Origin of the sequence: Chitinophaga sp. MM2321, from assembly GCF_964033635.1 — a bacterium.
Taxonomy (GTDB): Bacteria; Bacteroidota; Bacteroidia; order Chitinophagales; family Chitinophagaceae; genus Chitinophaga.
The window spans coordinates 2,208,553-2,226,096 of the sequence record NZ_OZ035533.1 but is presented as its reverse complement, the minus strand read 5'-3'; the positions used below and the strand labels follow the sequence as shown (position 1 = coordinate 2,226,096).

Sequence of the window (17,544 nt, the reverse complement as noted above, 5' to 3'; positions counted from 1 at the left end):
TTAAGGAATAGATTTCCATTGAAACAAAATAAACAAATCACCAAATAACCAAATGTCTATACCGTTTATGAAGTCACTCTTCCTGACCTATGCACTTGTTATCACTTACTTTGCTACAACCGCGCAGGTATTTAAGCCTGAATTTAACAGGGCTATTCTCAACACACCACAAGGAAGCATTGTAGAGCTGCCGGGCTTCTTATCCAAACAGATCCCCCACCTGGATTATCACAAAATTGTACTTCCCGGCCCGCAGCATGTCATCTCTGATGATCCTGAATATATCCGTATCCCTGAAGCCATTGCGCTCCAGGAACCGGTGCAGGCGGGTTCCGTACGGCTTTATGTGTACAATGTAAACGGCGTGCAGGAACCGGCAAAAATTGACCGAAAAATAACGGCGCTCATCAAAAATACCGGTACCGCCCCCATGCACCTGCGTATGCTGAAGTATGCCCCACAGCCTGCCAGCACCAACTATTACCAGATCGGTAAACAAGGACTGGCTGATTATTTTGCATCCACACCTTCCGCAACTATACAGGTGATTGCACCCGGAGCCGTAATACCAATAGACCCCAGGCTGGAAAAACAGGTTGTGAAATACGATGAACTGGTACACGGCATCTACGAATTTGTTATTGATCAACCCGGGCAGATCACGATCCTGCAAACGGATCCTGCTACACCCGGTCCTGCAGCCCTGGCCCGCATTAAGACAGTACTGCCCACCAAAGGCCATAGCGGCGCTGGTCGTGGTGTATTTGGTGTAAGCAACTACCGCGTTATCACCAACGGCGTTTACGATACTAAAAACGGCCCCCAACAAATAGTGGTGGCCGACGGAGAACGTGATCCCTGGGTACTGGGTAAAGAAAACACGCAGGAAGGCATCGCAAAACTGGATGGCAACTACGGTGTGATGTACTACTTTGAGATGAAATGGAAAAGCACCGATGGCAAAGCACTCGCCCTGGTAACCTGGAACCCCAACGGTGACAACAGTCAGTGGTGCGGCGGCATGGCCAACACCATGGTAGTAAGCAAAGGGAAATTTAAGGAAGGGATCATTCAGTTACCCAGCGACAGGCTCATTACCAAAAAAGATCCTGAAGCTATTCTCATACAGCTATTCCAGCCGGCAGCTAACGGTGAAGAACAAACGATCCGCTTTACCTATTCACCACCGGGCGCTTCCTGTTTGCCTACACCGCTGGTGTTTATTCCCATAGACCAGGATTATAAGGATTAACAGGATTACCCAGATGGGTGTTTTGTTGTTGAAATAATTTAAAAAATATTAATAAAGATGGGCGGATTTTACGCTAATATCTTACGCTAATTTTTTTTAAACACCAAAACACCCATCTGGGTAATCCTGTTAATCCTTACAATCTTGGTCACTTGGTGAGTGTTACTGGTTTTATCGTACCATCTTTCTCAAAATGCATTTCTTCTATGCAGGTTTCTCTTGCATTCCTGTCTGTTTCTGTGAGTGGTCTGCGGTGGTAAACGATATACCATTTATTCTGTTTGGGCAGGTGTATCACAGAGTGATGTCCTGCGCCGGTGGCGATAGCAGGGTCCTGTTGCAGGATCCTGCCGATACGTTTAAATGGCCCCATAGGAGAATCTGCGATAGCATAGGCTACACTGTAGTCGGGGCCTGTCCAGCCGCCTTCTGACCACATAAAATAGTATTTACCATCCTTCACAAACATACACGGGCCTTCCACGTATTTCTCCGGTGTAATTTCCTTGAAGGTGGTGCCATCTGCGAAGGGTACAAAACCGGTGAAGTCGTCATTTAACCGGGCGATGTTGCAATGTTTCCAGCCGCCGTAGATCAGGTAACAGGTACCGTCCTTGTCTTTAAAGGCAAACTGGTCAATGGGTTGCGCCTTATTGTGAAATTTATCTATCAACGGCTTTCCGAGATAATCCTTGAAAGGGCCGCCTGGACGGTCTGCCACGGCTACTCCGATACCGCCTTCTTCCTGATCGCTCTGAATATCGTTGGCACCGAAGAAAAAGAAGTACTTATTATTTTTCTGAATAACAGAAGGCGCCCACATCGCACGCCGGGCCCACTTTACAGCCGCCGTATCCAGGATACGCGGATGTTTCTTCCAGGTAACCAGGTCAGTAGAAGAAAAAGCATCAAAGTAAACCTGTTTTTCATAAGGAGCAGAAAACGTAGGATAAATCCATATTTCCTTTCCAAATACAACGCCTTCGGGATCGGCATACCAACCTGGAAATACCGGGTTTCCGGCATGGGTCTTTTTCTTCTGCGCGGATGCACTGTGCACCAAACCCGCTATCAGCAATAGTCCTAATAGTTTTCTCATATGGCGATAATTGTATTCAACAGCTAAAAATAGTAAAGCGGTGATATTTATCTCACAAAAACTTTAACACATTCTATGATGATCATAAAATATACACATTCAGATTTTTAATACTTTTACAGATCAGAATGGCATTATCATGAAAGTGGGAAAAAAAATTACGCGGGTGGTGTTGATCAGTGCAGGTGTGCTGGTGTTGTTAATTGCAATAGCCGGGAGTATCCTATACAGCCAACAACAGCGGCTTACACAGCTGGCCGTCAAAGAGCTGAACAAACAATTTGCGGGAGAACTGGTTATCGGTAGCAGCAGCATCTCCCCTTTCAGTAACTTCCCTTATGTATCCATTGCGTTGCACCAGGTGCAATTTTTTGCCAATAAAAAAATGGATGGGCGCCCGCTTTATGAAGTGGAGCGATTATATGCGGGATTCAGTTTACCCGATATTTTCAGGCAGCATTACCAGGTGCGGGTGCTGATGCTGGCCAACGGGCGCCTGCATATGGCGCGGTATGCCAACGGAGAAGTGGACTTACTGAAGGCACATGCTTTCAAAACAGATACCCTTCCGGCGCAACCTGATTCTGCCGATGCCATGAGCCTGGACCTGAAACGGGTTATTCTGAAAAATATTGACGTTACCTACCAGGACGCCGTTTCAGGATGGCAGGTAGCTTCACACATAGAAAATGTAAGGACCTCTTTCAGCATGCAGGCCGGGCACATGGCCATAGAGCTGAACAGTAAGCTGCGACTGGATATTACGGGTAAAACAGATACCACTCTTTTCCGTAACCGGCAACTGTCTATCGACCTGAAAGGCGATTATGAAGAAGCCAAAAAACAACTCACGCTTTCCCGCAGTAGCATCAAACTGGAAAATGCCACTTTACAATTAGCCGGACAGGCACAACTGGATAAGGAAACTTACCTGGATCTCAAAGTAAAAGGCGACCGCCCTGACCTCAACCTGTTGATGGCGCTGGTGCCGAATGATATTGCGGTTATGCTGGGAAAATACCGCCGCGATGGCCGGATATTTTTTGATGGCAGCATCAAAGGCAAACTGGGTAAAGATCAGATGCCGGCGATGAACATCTCATTTGGTTGCGAAAATGTGTGGTTTCAGAATAAAACAGTTGACAGAAAACTGGATTCGCTGGGCTTCAAAGGCTATTATACCAATGGCAGCGGGCACTCGCTGAAAACATCTGAGCTGCACCTGCTCAACGTGAGCGCCAAACCGGGTAAAGGCGTATTCCGGGGCAATTTCGTCATGAAAGATTTTACAGACCCGCATATCATTATGCAGGTGTATTCTGAGCTGGACCTGCAATTTGTGGGTGAGTTCCTGGGAATCAAAGACCTGGAACAGGTAAAAGGACAGATCGCATTGAATATGAATTTCAAGGAGCTGGTGGATATGCAGGTGCCGGAACAAAGCCTCGCCAAATTAAAAGATGGCGTGCAAAGTGAACTTACGGTAAAAGATCTTGAATTCCGCATTCCCGGCTATCCATTACCGGTACGCAAAATAAACCTGCATGCGCAGGTAACGCAGGGCAACCTGCAACTGGATTCCGTGGCTTTTCGTATAGGCAGTTCCGATATACTGGCCAAAGGATCGATCAGTGACTTGCCGGCTATCTTTCATAAACAGGAAAAACCGGTATCTGTCAGGTTCCAGGCGTCGAGCAACCGTATCCGTATCGGCGAATTATTTCAACTCGATTCCACCCATAAATTATTGGAGAAAGAAGTGATGAGCGGGTTTCATATAGGACTGGCATTTGAAACATCCGTAAAAGAACTGCTGCACCCCAATCCTTTGCCCAGAGGCAATTTCCACGTACATCGCCTCAACGCCAACTTCCAGGAGTATCCGCACACCCTGCATAATTTCAAGACCGATGTAGCCATCAATGATACTACTTTATTACTGCGCAATTTTTCCGGGAATATTGATAGCAGCGGTTTTGTTTTCAAAGGACTTTTAAAAAACTATCCGCTGTGGTTTACGCAGATGAAGAAAGGCAATACAGAATTTGCCTTTGATTTCAAGTCAGACCGCCTTGCCATGCAGGACCTTATCGGGCAGCGCGGCAGGAAGTTCATCCCTGAAGGTTATTGGTATGAAGAGGCCAACGGGTTGTGGATACGGGCTAAAATGAATATGAAATACGACACCGCCTTTAAAAGGATGGATGCGCGTATTGCCAATATCTCCGGTACACTGAAGCGGCATCCTATCAAACTGGAAAATATCAAGGGCCGGATCCGCTATGGCAGCAGCCGTTACCTGGTAGTGGATACCCTTACCGGGAAAATAGGCAGCAGTGATTTTGATATGAATCTGCGGCTGTTTGCCGGACGCAACAAACAGTTGAAAAAGCGTGCAAACGCTTTCAGTTTTAAGTCTGCCTTCCTGAATGTAGATGAACTGATGAACTACGATTTCAGCGCGAAAACGCCTGCGAAAGAAGCCCCGGCACGCCCTACCACCGTACGCGAAAATGATTCCCTGCATGCAACCGGATTTAATGTTTTCCGCATTCCTTTTGCTGATTTTGATGCACAGGTGAATATCGGGAAAGTAAAATATCACCGGTTATGGTTGAAGGATATTATTGCAGATGTTCATATGCAGGCAGACCAGCGCATAAAAATTGACACCATCGCATTGCGCATTGCCGGCGGTCATATCGGGATGCGCGGCATGTTTAACGCTACTGACCCGAAGAAACTTTATTTCAGGAGTAAGGTCAAGCTGGATACTGTTGACATATCGAAGTTGCTGATCAAATTTGATAATTTCGGACAGGACTTCGTATTGAACAACAACCTCAAAGGTATGTTGAGCGGGCTTATCAAAAGCAATGTACGGTTGCATCCCGACCTTACACCGGTGCTGAGTGAAACCGCTGCACAAATGGATGTTGAAATATTGAATGGCACACTCCTTGACTTTGGCCCCATGCAGGCGCTTTCCGCTTATTTCAAAGATAAAAATCTGCGCATGGTGCGTTTCGACACCTTACGCAATAAACTGGTATTCAAAAACGGCGTACTGGAAATTCCAAAAATGAATATCAACTCTTCCCTGGGTTATATAGAGGTTTCCGGCAATCAATCGCTGGATATGCATATGAGCTATTCCCTGCGCGTACCCATGAAAATGGTCACCCAGGTGGGTTTCCAGACATTATTTGGCAGGAAACAGGAAGAAGTGGATGCCAGCCAGGTAGATGCCATAGAAAGTCATGATAAAGATAAAAAGGGCCGCTTCATGAACCTTACCATCTCCGGTACACCGGATAAGTATAAAATCGGGTTGGGTAAGGCAAAAAAAGGATAAAGTAAAACTACCGGCTTACCTTTGGAGACATCAATTGAAAGTATGGATCAGACGACAGCCGTTATTACACAAACAAAAAAATGGATCACTGACGTGGTGGTGGGTTGCAATTTCTGCCCGTTTGCCGCGCGGGAAATGAAGCGGAACACGGTACACTACCAGGTAGAAAATACCACAACACTGGCCGATGGGAAAGCTGCGTTTTTAAAGGAGTGTATACGGCTGGATAAAGACAAAACCATTGAAACAACCTTGCTGATCTTCCCCTATGCCTTTGAAAAATTTGATGATTATCTCGACCTGTTGTCGGCAGCAGAACAATTATTAAAACGGAAGAAATATACCGGCATCTACCAGGTGGCCAGCTTCCATCCGTTGTATCAGTTTGCCGGTACGGCGCTGAATGATGCAGCCAATTACACCAACCGCTCTATATACCCCATGCTGCACCTGTTGCGCGAAACACAGGTGCGTAAAGCGATTGCGCACCATACCGATGCCGAAGGCATCCCTGCGCGGAATATAAAATTCGCGCAGGAAAAAGGAGCAGCATATATGAAGATGCTCAGAGATAGTTGTTTGTAAGTGTGGGTTTGGTTCGCTATTTCAAACTTTTTACCGGATTTGCCAGCGCAGCTTTCACCGCCTGGATACTAACCGTAGTTACCGTTATAATGATGGCAACAAAGGCCGTCAGCACAAATACCCACCAACTGATATAAATGCGGTAAGCGAAGTCCTGCAACCACCTGTCCATGATAACCCAGGCGACAGGTGAAGCCACCAGGATGGCAATGAATACAAGTTTCAGAAAGTCTTTTGATAAAAGCGTAACGATGCCTGTGATGCTTGCCCCTAATACCTTGCGGATACTGATTTCGCGGGTACGTTGTTCTGCTGCATATGTAACCAGCCCAAAGAGCCCCAGGCAGGAAATGAGGATGGCAAAAAAGGCAAAGGATATAAATATTTTCCCGGTGCGTTGTTCGGATTGATAAAGCCTGTTGAAATCATCATCTAAAAAAGAATACAGAAAGGGTTGTCCTTCCATTTTATCTACCGCATGATATTTCTTTTCAATCTGTGCTATGAGTGCAGGCAAATTTTTTGTGCTGACGCGAAACGCCATCTTGTCCTTATATCCATCTAATCTGAATACCATGGGAGGAATTTTATTACGCAGAGAACCCGCATTAAAATCCCGTACAATCCCTACCACATTACGCGCCATGGCGCCACCATTGGAATAGAGATATTTATTATTGATGTCATTAAATCCCAGGAGACGGGCGGCTGTTTCGTTAATGATAATAGCCGAGCTATCGGAAAGCATTTGCGCTGAAAAATTGCGGCCACTGGCCATCGTCATGCCGAGGGTCGGTATATAATCCGGATCTATGCTGTTTTCAAATAATCCCATGACATTGCCCGCACTGGCGGCGGCATCCTTCGAATAGATACCGGTATTCATCATGGTAGAGGCAGGGAGTGCGTCGGTCATTGTTCCGGCTTCCACACCCGGGATCTGTAACACTTCATTTTTGAAGGCAGTGGCATGAATCCAGAGCGAGCCTATGTTTTGTAATACCAGCACCTGATTACGGTTATAGCCTAGTTTTTTGTTCCTGATAAAACTCAGCTGGCTATATATGACCAGTGTACCAACGATGAGAATAATAGCGGTCGAAAACTGGAAAACCACCAGGCTATTTCTTAGCCAGCCACCTTTGAAACCGGTAGCCAGCTTACCTTTCAACACCTGTACAGGTTCAAAGGAAGAAAGGAAGAACGCAGGATAACTTCCTGCCAGTAAACCTACTGTTATAATTGTAAGCAGGATAGCAGGCAGTAACCACCTGTTGAGCAGCAGCGCAACACTTATTTGTTTGCCTGCCAACTGATTGAGAAACGGCAGTAACAAAATGGCGATTACAACCGCTACAAGTAATGCGATAAAACTGGTTAATACCGATTCAGTAAGGAATTGCAGGATCAGGTCACGGCGTTGCGAGCCTAATACTTTTCTCACCCCCACTTCCCTGGAACGGCCCGCTGAACGGGCTGTAGAGAGATTCATAAAATTTACACAGGCGATCAGCAGGATAAAAAAAGCAATGATGATGAAGATGTACACGTACTGCACATTCCCCGAAGGTTCCATTTCATTGGTGAGGGTAGAATGCAAATGAATTTTAGTGAGTGGTATAGCACTATACCTGAAGTGGCCGCCGCTTTTCTCCAGATCTTCAATGCTGCTACCGGTCATTGCTTTCAGCGCACTGTTCATATAAGTCTTTGTGGCTTCATCCAGGTATTTATCAATTGTTTGTTTATCTGTACCGGGGCGAACCAGGATATACGTGTCGTAATTATCACTCATCCATTGCGTCTTACGGCTGTCATCCAGTCCGGCCATCGCTTTTATGAAGTTAAAATGAACATGCGAAGTAGCGGGCATGTCTTTGATCACGCCTGAAATCTGGCAGGTGGTGGTATTTTCTGTCAGTAATGTTTTACCTATAACATCCGTGCTGTTGAAATATTTCCTGGCGATACTTTCTGAAATAACAATGGTGTTGGGTTGTGTTAAAGCCGTTTTAGGATTACCGGCTATCATGGGTATGGTAAAAATATCAAACAACGTGGAGTCTGCATAAAAAGCATCGCGTTCCATAAAAGTTTGATTATCCTTCTTCACCAGTATTTGCCTGTCGCCATAACTGCGTAAGCGCACACTGTTTTCTATCTGTGGGTAATCTTTTTGCAAAACAGCGCCAAACTGCGCAGGTGAGTAGCGTTCATGAAAAGCATTTCCGTTTACCAGGAAGTCCGCATCAATCCGGAAGATACGGTCGGCTTTTTCATTGTGCCGGTCGTAGCTCAGTTCATCCGCCACAAATAAAGTGATCAGCAGACAGGTAGCTAAACCTAATGCCAGTCCGAAGATATTAATAGCAGAAAAACCTTTGTTCCGCCAAAGGTTCCTTAATGCAATTTTGAAATAATTCTTAAACATTCCGGAGATTTATACAATTATTGAATGACCTGTTTGCCGTTCCTGCTTTCCATTACAACAAGACAGTGCCATGTATTTATTAATTGATAATCACCCATTTAATAATTAGTATAATATTTAAATTGTACGATTTCAACCTGGTAATTGTTCGATTCTGAACACTACAAAGATACACCCCTCTTCCACGGAATAAAATCATCCTGTCCGTTCAACACTGATTTTGCAGTAACGATACCGCTGGCCACCTGTATAACGTAGTCGAGTATACGTTCTCCTGCAGCGGAAATAGTTTCATCACCATCTATGATGGTTCCGGTGTTGATGTCGATAATATCCCGCATGCGGTTGTATAGCTTTGTATTGCTGGACAGTTTAATGACCGGTGTGATGGGGTTGCCGGTGGGTGTACCCAGGCCGGTAGTAAACAGTACAATGTTGGCGCCGCTGCCCACTTCCGCCGTAGTGGATTCCACATCGTTGCCGGGTGTGCATAGCAGGTTCAAACCGGGGCGCTGCACTTTCTCCGGATAATCCAGTACTGCCGCTACGGGGGACGTTCCTCCTTTTTTGGCTGCCCCGGCGGATTTGATGGCATCTGTAATTAATCCGTCTTTGATATTTCCGGGAGATGGATTCATGTCAAATCCTGAACCGGCTTCTTCTGCACGTTGCTGATACGTGCGCATCAACTGAATAAAACGGGTGGCGTCTTCCGTAGTGGCGCAACGGTCGCTCATCTCCTGTTCCACGCCGCATAATTCAGGAAATTCTGCCAGGATCACGGAGCCACCTAAAGCCACCAGCAGATCCGAGGTATAGCCGATAGCGGGGTTTGCAGAAATACCGGAGAAGCCATCAGACCCGCCACATTCCAGTCCTATACACAGTTTGCTCAGGGGCGCCGGTTGCCGGGTACACTGGTTGGCTTGCATCAGCCCTGCAAAAGTTTGCCTGATCGCATTTGTAATCAACACATTTTCTGCGCCGGTTTGCTGTTGATCAAGGATGTATAATGGTTTGGAGAAGTGCGCATCGCGTTTCTTTATTTCGTCCTGCAACATGGTGATCTGCGCATTCTGACAGCCCAGGCTCAGCACTGTGGCGCCGGCTACATTCGGATGTGTGATATAGCCTGCCAACAAGCCGCACAGCGTTTGTGCATCCTGCCGGATACCGCCGCAGCCACCATCATGCGTGAGGAATTTGATGCCATCCACGTTTTCAAATATCCGCGGTGCGGCAATACTGCCCGGATCTTCGGTATAAATCGTTTCCAGGATCTTTGCGGCGCTGCTACCCGACTGATATGCCGTTACCAATGACCGTGTAAAGGTTGTATAAGCGGCTGGGCGACCATAACCCAGTTCATCCATGAGTGCTTCCCGCAGTACGTCCACATTCCTGTTTTCACAAAATACCAGCGGTATTACCAGCCAGTAATTGGCGGTGCCTACACTCCCATCTTCCCGGTGGTATCCTGAGAAAGTTTTCTGCTGCCATGCGGCAATATCCGGTATATGCCAGCTGGTTTTCCGTTGCGCAGCCAGTTCATAACTGCCTGCAGCATGGCGCACATTTTCAACAGAGATCCTGTAACCGGCAGGAATATTTTCCTGCGCACGGCCAGCCAGCACACCATACATGATAATGGCCTCTCCTGCTGCCAGGGCTGTTGCGGTAAATTTATGCTTGGTGGGAATATCTTCCTGTATAATATAAGTGTTGTCTCTCTCCTGTACCGTTTCCATCTTTTTCAGGTCACGCAATGCTACCACTACATTATCCTGCGGATGTACTTTTAAAATACTTTGTTTCATGTTACGCTTGTTAAATAAATAGCTGAGATATGGTTATTTTCGGGAGGTCCTGTAATGCAAGACTACAGAACATTTCACGAAAAGCGGTGTAACCGTGTCTGTTTATTTACGCAAACGTTCTCGGAGAAAAACGAATCTGCTCACTTATCAGCTAAATAACCCGTTTTATAACTGTCGGAAGCGTTCAAAGGCCACAAATACACTGCAAACAAACAAGAGCGCATTCAAAGCAACACTCTTAAACTCTTTTCTTTTATAGTGAATAACAGATGCCGGCACCATGATACACGCAAAACAAATAGCTGCCACCGGTGTCAGGAAAGGAAGGAGCTGCACACCCCACGGCATAATAATGCCTATGGCGCCCAATATTTCAGCTACGCCGATAAACCTTATCAGCGGGTAGGATAAGTCTGCTACACCGGTCTGCCCGATGCTAACCAGCTTTTCGCGTTGTTGGGTGGATTTCATCATGCCGGAGTAGGCGAAAGTAAAGGCAAGGACTGCCTGGATGCTCCAAAGTATTGTGTTCATAACTTTTATTTTTACAAAGTTGGGAACACGCTACACATTTTCCTTTGACATTTATCAAAAAGTAAAACTGGCGCGGATGCGGCTTAATGTTTCGGGTGTAATACCCAGGTAGGAAGCAATCATGCCCAAAGGTACCCGTTGAATAATGGATGGGGTAAGCTCCATTAATTTTTTATAGCGGTCGTGCGCAGAAGCAAAATGCAGGTCATCAAAACGTTGTTGCATGAGCACAAGTCCCTGGCTGACTAACAGCCGGCCGAAACGTTCAATTTCATGATTCTCTTTATACAGTTTTTCCAGGTCATCATAATTGATGGCCCATAAAATGGCATCTTCCAGCAGCTCTATCGTACGGCGATCCGGCTGCCGGGTAATAAAGCTAACGATAGAAGTAGAAAATGTTTTCTCCATACTGATCCAGTCGGTCACCTCTTTACCGTCTTTCAGGTAATAGGTTCTGGCAAGCCCTTTCTCTATGAAGTATACGTAATTACAAACTGACCCTGCCTTGATCAATACATCTCCTTTCTTTCCCTCCTTTCGTTCCAGGATACCGGCAAACAACGCCCTGCTTTCTGTTGAAAGAGGACTCAACGTTTTGATAGCATCAAAAAAGTCATTCATGCTGTACTGATTATCTGTAAAAAGAAAACCCGCTACAAAAGTATAGCGGGTTTTCTGTATTATCATATTTTAACTGGACAAATAACGCTGAACGAGCGATGCCCATTCTTTTTCCAATGATTCCGGCGGCCGTTTTTCTCCGGCCCTGCTATACCAGTAATCTGCATTCCCGATATCTCCTTCCATCCGGTGCAGGTAAGCATGGATGCGGGCTGCTTTACGGTCGGGCAGGTCCTCGATCAGCGTATGCGCTTTTTGCCAATCGCCTTTTCCTGCGTACCAGAGCGCCTCGAGGTAAACAGAAAGATGCGATGGGCACTCGTTTTCTTTCAGCGAAGTTGTAAATCCGGTAAAATCCATAGTATCCTAAATTAGCTGTAAAATAATGCAATGATCTTACAAAGATCTACACTTTTATTAATAGCCTTCATTCTGTTGTAAATTATTATTACCGGAGATAGCTTGCAAGGGTACCGGGAAACGATTCAGAAATTTATTGTTACCGGGTTGATGATCCCACCAGGGTTCGGTTACAAATTTATTCCACCGGATAAGGTCAGTGCGCCGCCTGCCTTCTCCCAGGAATTCGATGCCCCATTCGTCCAGCATCCTGTATTCATCGAGGTTAGCAGCCGTAGCGGGATCGGGGTCCAGGCCGTTTTCAAAGTTACGTTTGCGCACCTGGTTGATCAGGTTAGCCGCACCGTTATGATCACCGCTACGCCATTTACATTCAGCCAGCATATAGTATATTTCTGTGAGCCTGATTACGGGCTGGTCAGCACCCCAGCGCAATGATTTTTCGCTATCCGGCGGGATAGGAACCTTTACCAGGCGCACACCTGTATTTTCTTCTCCCTCAGATATTTTTGATGGTAGTTGTGAAACAGATGCATATTTTTTGCCGGGGCCTACTTCCGAAAACCGCCCTACCCTGTCATCCAGCACGAGTAGCTTGTCTTTGTACTCCTGTGTGCCTACACAATTATCTCCTGTAACCGGCGAAATCTGTTTGCCTGTGAGGAACATACCTGTATAATTGCCGCTACCAGTGTATACGTAAGGATGTTTGCGCAGATCTTTATCATTAAATTTTTCATAGGGAGATCCCAGTTTAAAAGCCGTTTTATACAACGTGCTATCCGGCCTCCGGGAAGGCTGCAAATGAATGCCATTGCTGGCGCCCATATCTACCCCGAAATAGACCCTCGAATTATAGTGATAAAAATCGCCGTAGAACCAGTCGTATTGCAGTTTATTGAACTGGGAGGGCATGGACCAGATGATCTCAGGTGATTTGTCGTTTGTGAAATTAAAGGCGCCGTTCCAGCTGGCATCCAGTTGATAGCTGCCATACTTTCCGGCAATGATCTCTTCACACAGCTTTGCACATTCGGCATACATCGGTTTGCGGATATAAGCCTCCGCATTAAAATACAGCTCCGCCAGCATGGCCACGGCCGCCGCCTGCCTGATAGCGCCTTCTTCCGCCTCTCCGGCTGCTTTAACGGGCAGTTTATCTATAGCCCCTTTAAACAGCTGTTCCACATGATCAAAGGTTTCCACATCCGTATTACGGGGAAGGTTTTCTTCATTCAGTGAATCAAACACCGGTAGTCCACCAAAGAAATCAAGTCCCCGCATATAAAAATAGCCGATGAGCGTATTCAACTGGTTTACATGCGCATCCTTGTCGGCCTGTGTGAGCTTAAACTGGCCATAGTCCAGCTTATTCAGGTCCTGCTTCGTATCCAGTGCCAAGGCTATTCCCATGAGTGTACCTCTCCATGTTTCCCAGATCCATCCATCTTCCATGGTCCATTTATGATAGTGATAACGTTCGAAGGCGCCGCCATCATACCAATGCGGTCCTTTGGTAGTAACAGCAAACTGGTCGGCAGTAAGCTCCTGCGCCCGCCAGCGGTCATTGACCACATACCAACGGGCATGGGTAAACGGACGATACAAAGCCGCTTTGATATCGGCTTCACTCTTAAAAAAAGTTTCCGGCACTACTTTATCGTACCATACCTCATCGAGGTTCGTACAGGCCTGGAAGGTAGTGATACAGACCACTAGTAATATATAATTAATGAATGCTTTCATGGCTTACAGTTTTGTTGTTAGAAATTAGCTTGCACGCCAAAGGTGAAGCTGCGTGTTTTGGGATAGACATTCAATCCTTCAAAACCCGGTTCAAGACCATTGATGTCCACTTCAGGATCAAGACCGGAATACCTGGTGATGGTAAACAGGTCGCGGCCACTCAGGTACAGGCGCAGGTTTTTGATGTACTTCAGGCGTTCTGTATCAAACCGGTACCCCAGCGTGATGACGTCTATCTTCACAAAATTTCCTTTTTCCAGCCAGTAGTCGGTCAGCTCTTTTTCCCCTTTAATATTCTTGTGTTCTTCGAAGGCAGACTTCAACACATTCTGCTCTTTCACATTTGGTAAGCTGTAGTACATGTTGATCATATTGAACACATCATAGCCAAACCAACCGCGCATATACAGGTTCAGGTCAAAGTTTTTGTAAGAGAAAGCATGATCCCAGCTAAGGATAACCTTGGGAATGGCATTGCCGACAAATCTTTTATCCTGTAACGATTTCGACTGCTGTGATACATCGAATACCTTACCGTCCTTATCGTATAGCAACCAGTTGCCTTCTTTAGAGAAACCGGCAGACTTCCACAGGTAGAACTGTCCGATATCTTCTCCTGGCGCTAGTCGTACGGCGGAGCCGGGAGAGCCGGGTGCCGGGAAAGATTTTCTATCCCACCAGGTTTGACTACCCCATAAGGTTACCAGTGTATTTTTATTATGTGCGCCACGCAGCGTGGATGAATAACTCCAGTTATTGCGTTGTATGGCATTCCAGGTAAGTTCTGCTTCGATGCCCCTGTTGCGCAGACTGCCCACATTCATGGTGGTTTTGTCGTGGATAGCCGGTGGCTGTGATACAGATATATCATAGATCATATCATCGCTGGTACGTTGATAAACATCTACTTTACCGCTTAACCGGTTATCGAACAGGCTAAAGTCAACGCCTATATTAATTTCCTTCTTTTTTTCCCATTCCAGGTTTACATTCTGGTTGTGTGCCAGTCCGTAGGTAGACACCCAGCGGCCATCTACAAGCCACCAGGTATCGCGTCCATACATGCGCATGGCAGTGCCTGGATCAAATCCGGCATTGCCGGTAATACCGTAACCCGCGCGCAGTTTCAGTTCATTGACGAAAGTAACAGGGCGCATAAATGGTTCCGCTGAAATACGCCAGCCGGCAGAGATAGCGGGGAAAGTACCCCAGCGTTTGGCCGGTGCAAATTTCGACGACCCTTCCTGCCGGGCGCTGGCAGAAAGCAGGTAACGGTCTTTATAGGAATAGTTAGCCCTGCCGAAAAAAGCGATGAGGCGTTCCCGTGAGTTCCTCCACGAACCAAGTCCTGCGCGGCCATCCGAGAGGAAGTTGCCGGAGCCCATATCATTTTCTTTCAGGCCGTCTATCGGGAAGTCCTGGTTCTCTGCCCAGAAACCCTGTCCATTGAACTCCTGGAAGCTATAACCAGCAACGGCTTTAATGCTGTGCTGACCAAACTGTTTGTTGTAAGACACCAACCACTCCAGGGTTTTATCCCACCATTTTTTATACTCCTGTTTAGCATACCCATATACGCCGGTTTCCCGTGAGGTCTTATGCTGTGCGGAGCGCCATGAAATAGGTTGCTCGGTAGAATTATTGGTGGCCACCATCACAGAAGTAAAGAGGTCTTTGGTGAGATTCAGTTTCAACGTCACATCTGCCAGCATATATTTATACTGGGTTTTATTACTGCGCAGTTTTACGTCTGCCAGCGGGTTCCAGTAATCGTAGCCTCCTGTCCACACATTGTAGCCGGTTACATCTTCCGGGTCGTACGGTGTTTGGGTGGGATTCAGTTTCAGCGCCATGTTAAAGATGCCGGAATTGTTGTTGTTGTCGCGGTCATAAATATTGGTCACATCCGCATCTACACTGGAGTAGCTGCTATGGCCTATTATTTCCAGTTTATCATCGAGTGTTTTGAAGTGTACGTTGAGACGGCCGCCAATTTCTTTCTTGTTGGCGCCGATAGCGATCCCTTCCGAGTTACGGCTGAAAAGGGTCGCATATACTTTGGCTGATTCACTACCGCCGGAGATGTTTACCACATGCCGTTGGCTGATGGGTGTACTTCTTGTGATGGTTTTAAACCAGTCGGTTTTATGCCCGAGATCTTCTCCCAGTCCGGCGGCTACAAATTCTTCCGGGCTGAGTACTTCCGCGCGGCGGCGTACGGTTTCAGTGGAGAGTTCGCCGGAATAGGAAAGGCTCACCGCACCTGCTTTCGCGCTTTTGGTGGTGATGAGGACAACGCCACCGGAAGCGCGGGTGCCGTATATCGCCGCAGCAGAAGCGTCTTTCAGCACATCAATAGACTGGATGTCTTCCCTCGCTACCGTATTGATATCGCCACCGGGCACCCCATCGATCACGATGAGCGGCCCCATGGAAGCCTTTACGGAGTTGGCGCCGCGCAGTTGAACCGATACACTGGCGTTAGGATCGGTACCGTTGCTGGACACCGTATTCAGTCCCGTTACCTTGCCTTGTACGGCCATCAGCGGATTGGCCATCATACCCGGTATGATGTCTTTACTTTTGAGAGAAGTGATAGAGCTGGTCAGTTCTCTTTTTTCCATGGTTCCGTAACCCACTACCACCACATCTTTGAGCGTAGCGTTATTGGGAGTGAGCATCACACTGAGTGAACCGCTGCCGGCAGGCATTTCCTTTCTGACATAACCGACGGAAGAAAAAACAAGTACGGCAGCATGGTCTGCTGGTAATTTGAACTGGCCCTGGTTGTTGGTGACCGTTCCTTTGGTCGTGCTTTTAATCATGACCGTTACGCCGGGTAATGGATCTCCGCTGAGGGAATCGGTAACGGTACCATTAATAAATGGCTGATCCTGTGCTGCCAGCTTCCATGGGAGGAAACAGCAAAGCAGCACCAGCCACACAATGGGTAGCCCATTGCAGGATTTGGTTTTTCTCATTATGCTATATGTTTTAGGTTTTCAAAAATCGCATATGGTAACGATTCTGCTACAGGTTCAACTATCAATAAGGACGTGGAAATACATACGACGAGATATCGTTTCTACATAGCAGCGTGCTTCAGTTTTTTTTTAGATTTAGTAAATACTTAACGTGGATTGTTCCGTTTTCATGGGTTGGAACAAACATATCATGTACAAAGTACAAAATGATTTTGGAATTTATTTATTTTGAAATTTTGAAATTTTGTTTATAGTTAGGATTAAAAACAACATTTCAAAATTTCAAATAAATAAATTCCAACATCACTTAATGCTGACCGGTTTCTACAACAGACAGAATATTTCCTGCGGGGTCTGTAAACCATGCTATGACCGGGCCTCCGCCGCGGAAGATCCCTTTTTCATCCGTCTTCAGATCACCTTCGTACTGTAGAAATTTTACGCCCTGCTGATGAAGCTGGTCTACAGCTTTCTCAACATCCGGCACCGGAAAGTTAAGGACGGTAAAAGTAGCGGGTGTATGATTGGGTTTAGGATAAATCATGATACTGTTGCCGCCATTAATATGCAACTGCAACATTCCATTTTCTTCCACAACTTCGAGTCCCAATGTTTGCTGATAAAACGCTTTTGCTTTCTGCACATCATTTACAGAAAATGTGCTGAATGCTTTAGTTTGTTTAAACATAATGCTGATGATTTAGTAGTGAAGAATAGGCTAATAGCCGATTGGTGTACTACAAATCTACGACCATTT

12 protein-coding genes are annotated in these 17,544 nt (G+C 46.4%); 3 read left to right on the top strand and 9 right to left on the bottom strand.

Annotated elements, in window-relative coordinates; translation table 11 throughout:
- Positions 1–67: 67 nt before the first annotated feature.
- Positions 68–1,252, top strand: coding sequence for a copper amine oxidase (locus ABQ275_RS08595; protein ID WP_349317877.1), 1,185 nt, complete (start codon positions 68–70; stop codon positions 1,250–1,252).
- A 148-nt stretch (positions 1,253–1,400) separates the two neighbouring features.
- On the opposite strand, the gene ABQ275_RS08590 is transcribed toward ABQ275_RS08595, so the two are convergent.
- Positions 1,401–2,351: a glycoside hydrolase family 43 protein gene (locus ABQ275_RS08590; RefSeq protein ID WP_349317876.1), complete on the bottom strand. Its 951-nt coding sequence runs from the start codon at positions 2,349–2,351 to the stop codon at positions 1,401–1,403.
- Between the two features lie 139 nt (positions 2,352–2,490).
- Here ABQ275_RS08590 and ABQ275_RS08585 point away from each other — a divergent pair, with 139 nt between their 5' ends.
- The gene (locus tag ABQ275_RS08585) at positions 2,491–5,706 is read left to right on the top strand and encodes an AsmA-like C-terminal region-containing protein (protein ID WP_349317875.1); all 3,216 of its coding nucleotides are present in this window, start codon (positions 2,491–2,493) and stop codon (positions 5,704–5,706) included.
- A 42-nt stretch (positions 5,707–5,748) separates the two neighbouring features.
- Positions 5,749–6,291 carry a DUF1415 domain-containing protein gene (locus ABQ275_RS08580; protein ID WP_349317874.1) on the top strand — a complete coding sequence of 181 codons (543 nt, stop codon included), beginning with the start codon at positions 5,749–5,751 and terminating at the stop codon, positions 6,289–6,291.
- 16 nt (positions 6,292–6,307) lie between these two features.
- On the opposite strand, the gene ABQ275_RS08575 is transcribed toward ABQ275_RS08580, so the two are convergent.
- The 8 genes from ABQ275_RS08575 to ABQ275_RS08540 form a co-directional block, all read right to left on the bottom strand.
- Entirely contained in the window at positions 6,308–8,722 is a 2,415-nt protein-coding gene (locus ABQ275_RS08575) for an ABC transporter permease (RefSeq protein WP_349317873.1), read from the bottom strand.
- 161 nt (positions 8,723–8,883) lie between these two features.
- Positions 8,884–10,539 (bottom strand): altronate dehydratase family protein, encoded by a 1,656-nt coding sequence (locus tag ABQ275_RS08570; RefSeq protein ID WP_349317872.1) that lies wholly within the window; start codon positions 10,537–10,539, stop codon positions 8,884–8,886.
- Positions 10,540–10,704: 165 nt separating this feature from the next.
- Positions 10,705–11,073: a DoxX family protein gene (locus ABQ275_RS08565; RefSeq protein WP_349317871.1), complete on the bottom strand. Its 369-nt coding sequence runs from the start codon at positions 11,071–11,073 to the stop codon at positions 10,705–10,707.
- A gap of 54 nt (positions 11,074–11,127) precedes the next feature.
- Positions 11,128–11,763 carry a Crp/Fnr family transcriptional regulator gene (locus ABQ275_RS08560; RefSeq protein WP_349317870.1) on the bottom strand — a complete coding sequence of 212 codons (636 nt, stop codon included), beginning with the start codon at positions 11,761–11,763 and terminating at the stop codon, positions 11,128–11,130.
- Between the two features lie 3 nt (positions 11,764–11,766).
- On the bottom strand, positions 11,767–12,057 hold the full coding sequence (locus ABQ275_RS08555; RefSeq protein WP_349317869.1) for a hypothetical protein: 291 nt from the start codon (positions 12,055–12,057) through the stop codon (positions 11,767–11,769).
- Positions 12,058–12,114: 57 nt separating this feature from the next.
- Entirely contained in the window at positions 12,115–13,803 is a 1,689-nt protein-coding gene (locus ABQ275_RS08550; protein ID WP_349317868.1) for a RagB/SusD family nutrient uptake outer membrane protein, read from the bottom strand.
- Between the two features lie 17 nt (positions 13,804–13,820).
- The gene (locus tag ABQ275_RS08545) at positions 13,821–16,784 is read right to left on the bottom strand and encodes a SusC/RagA family TonB-linked outer membrane protein (protein ID WP_349317867.1); all 2,964 of its coding nucleotides are present in this window, start codon (positions 16,782–16,784) and stop codon (positions 13,821–13,823) included.
- Positions 16,785–17,094: 310 nt separating this feature from the next.
- Positions 17,095–17,475: a VOC family protein gene (locus ABQ275_RS08540; protein ID WP_349317866.1), complete on the bottom strand. Its 381-nt coding sequence runs from the start codon at positions 17,473–17,475 to the stop codon at positions 17,095–17,097.
- Positions 17,476–17,544 lie beyond the last annotated feature (69 nt).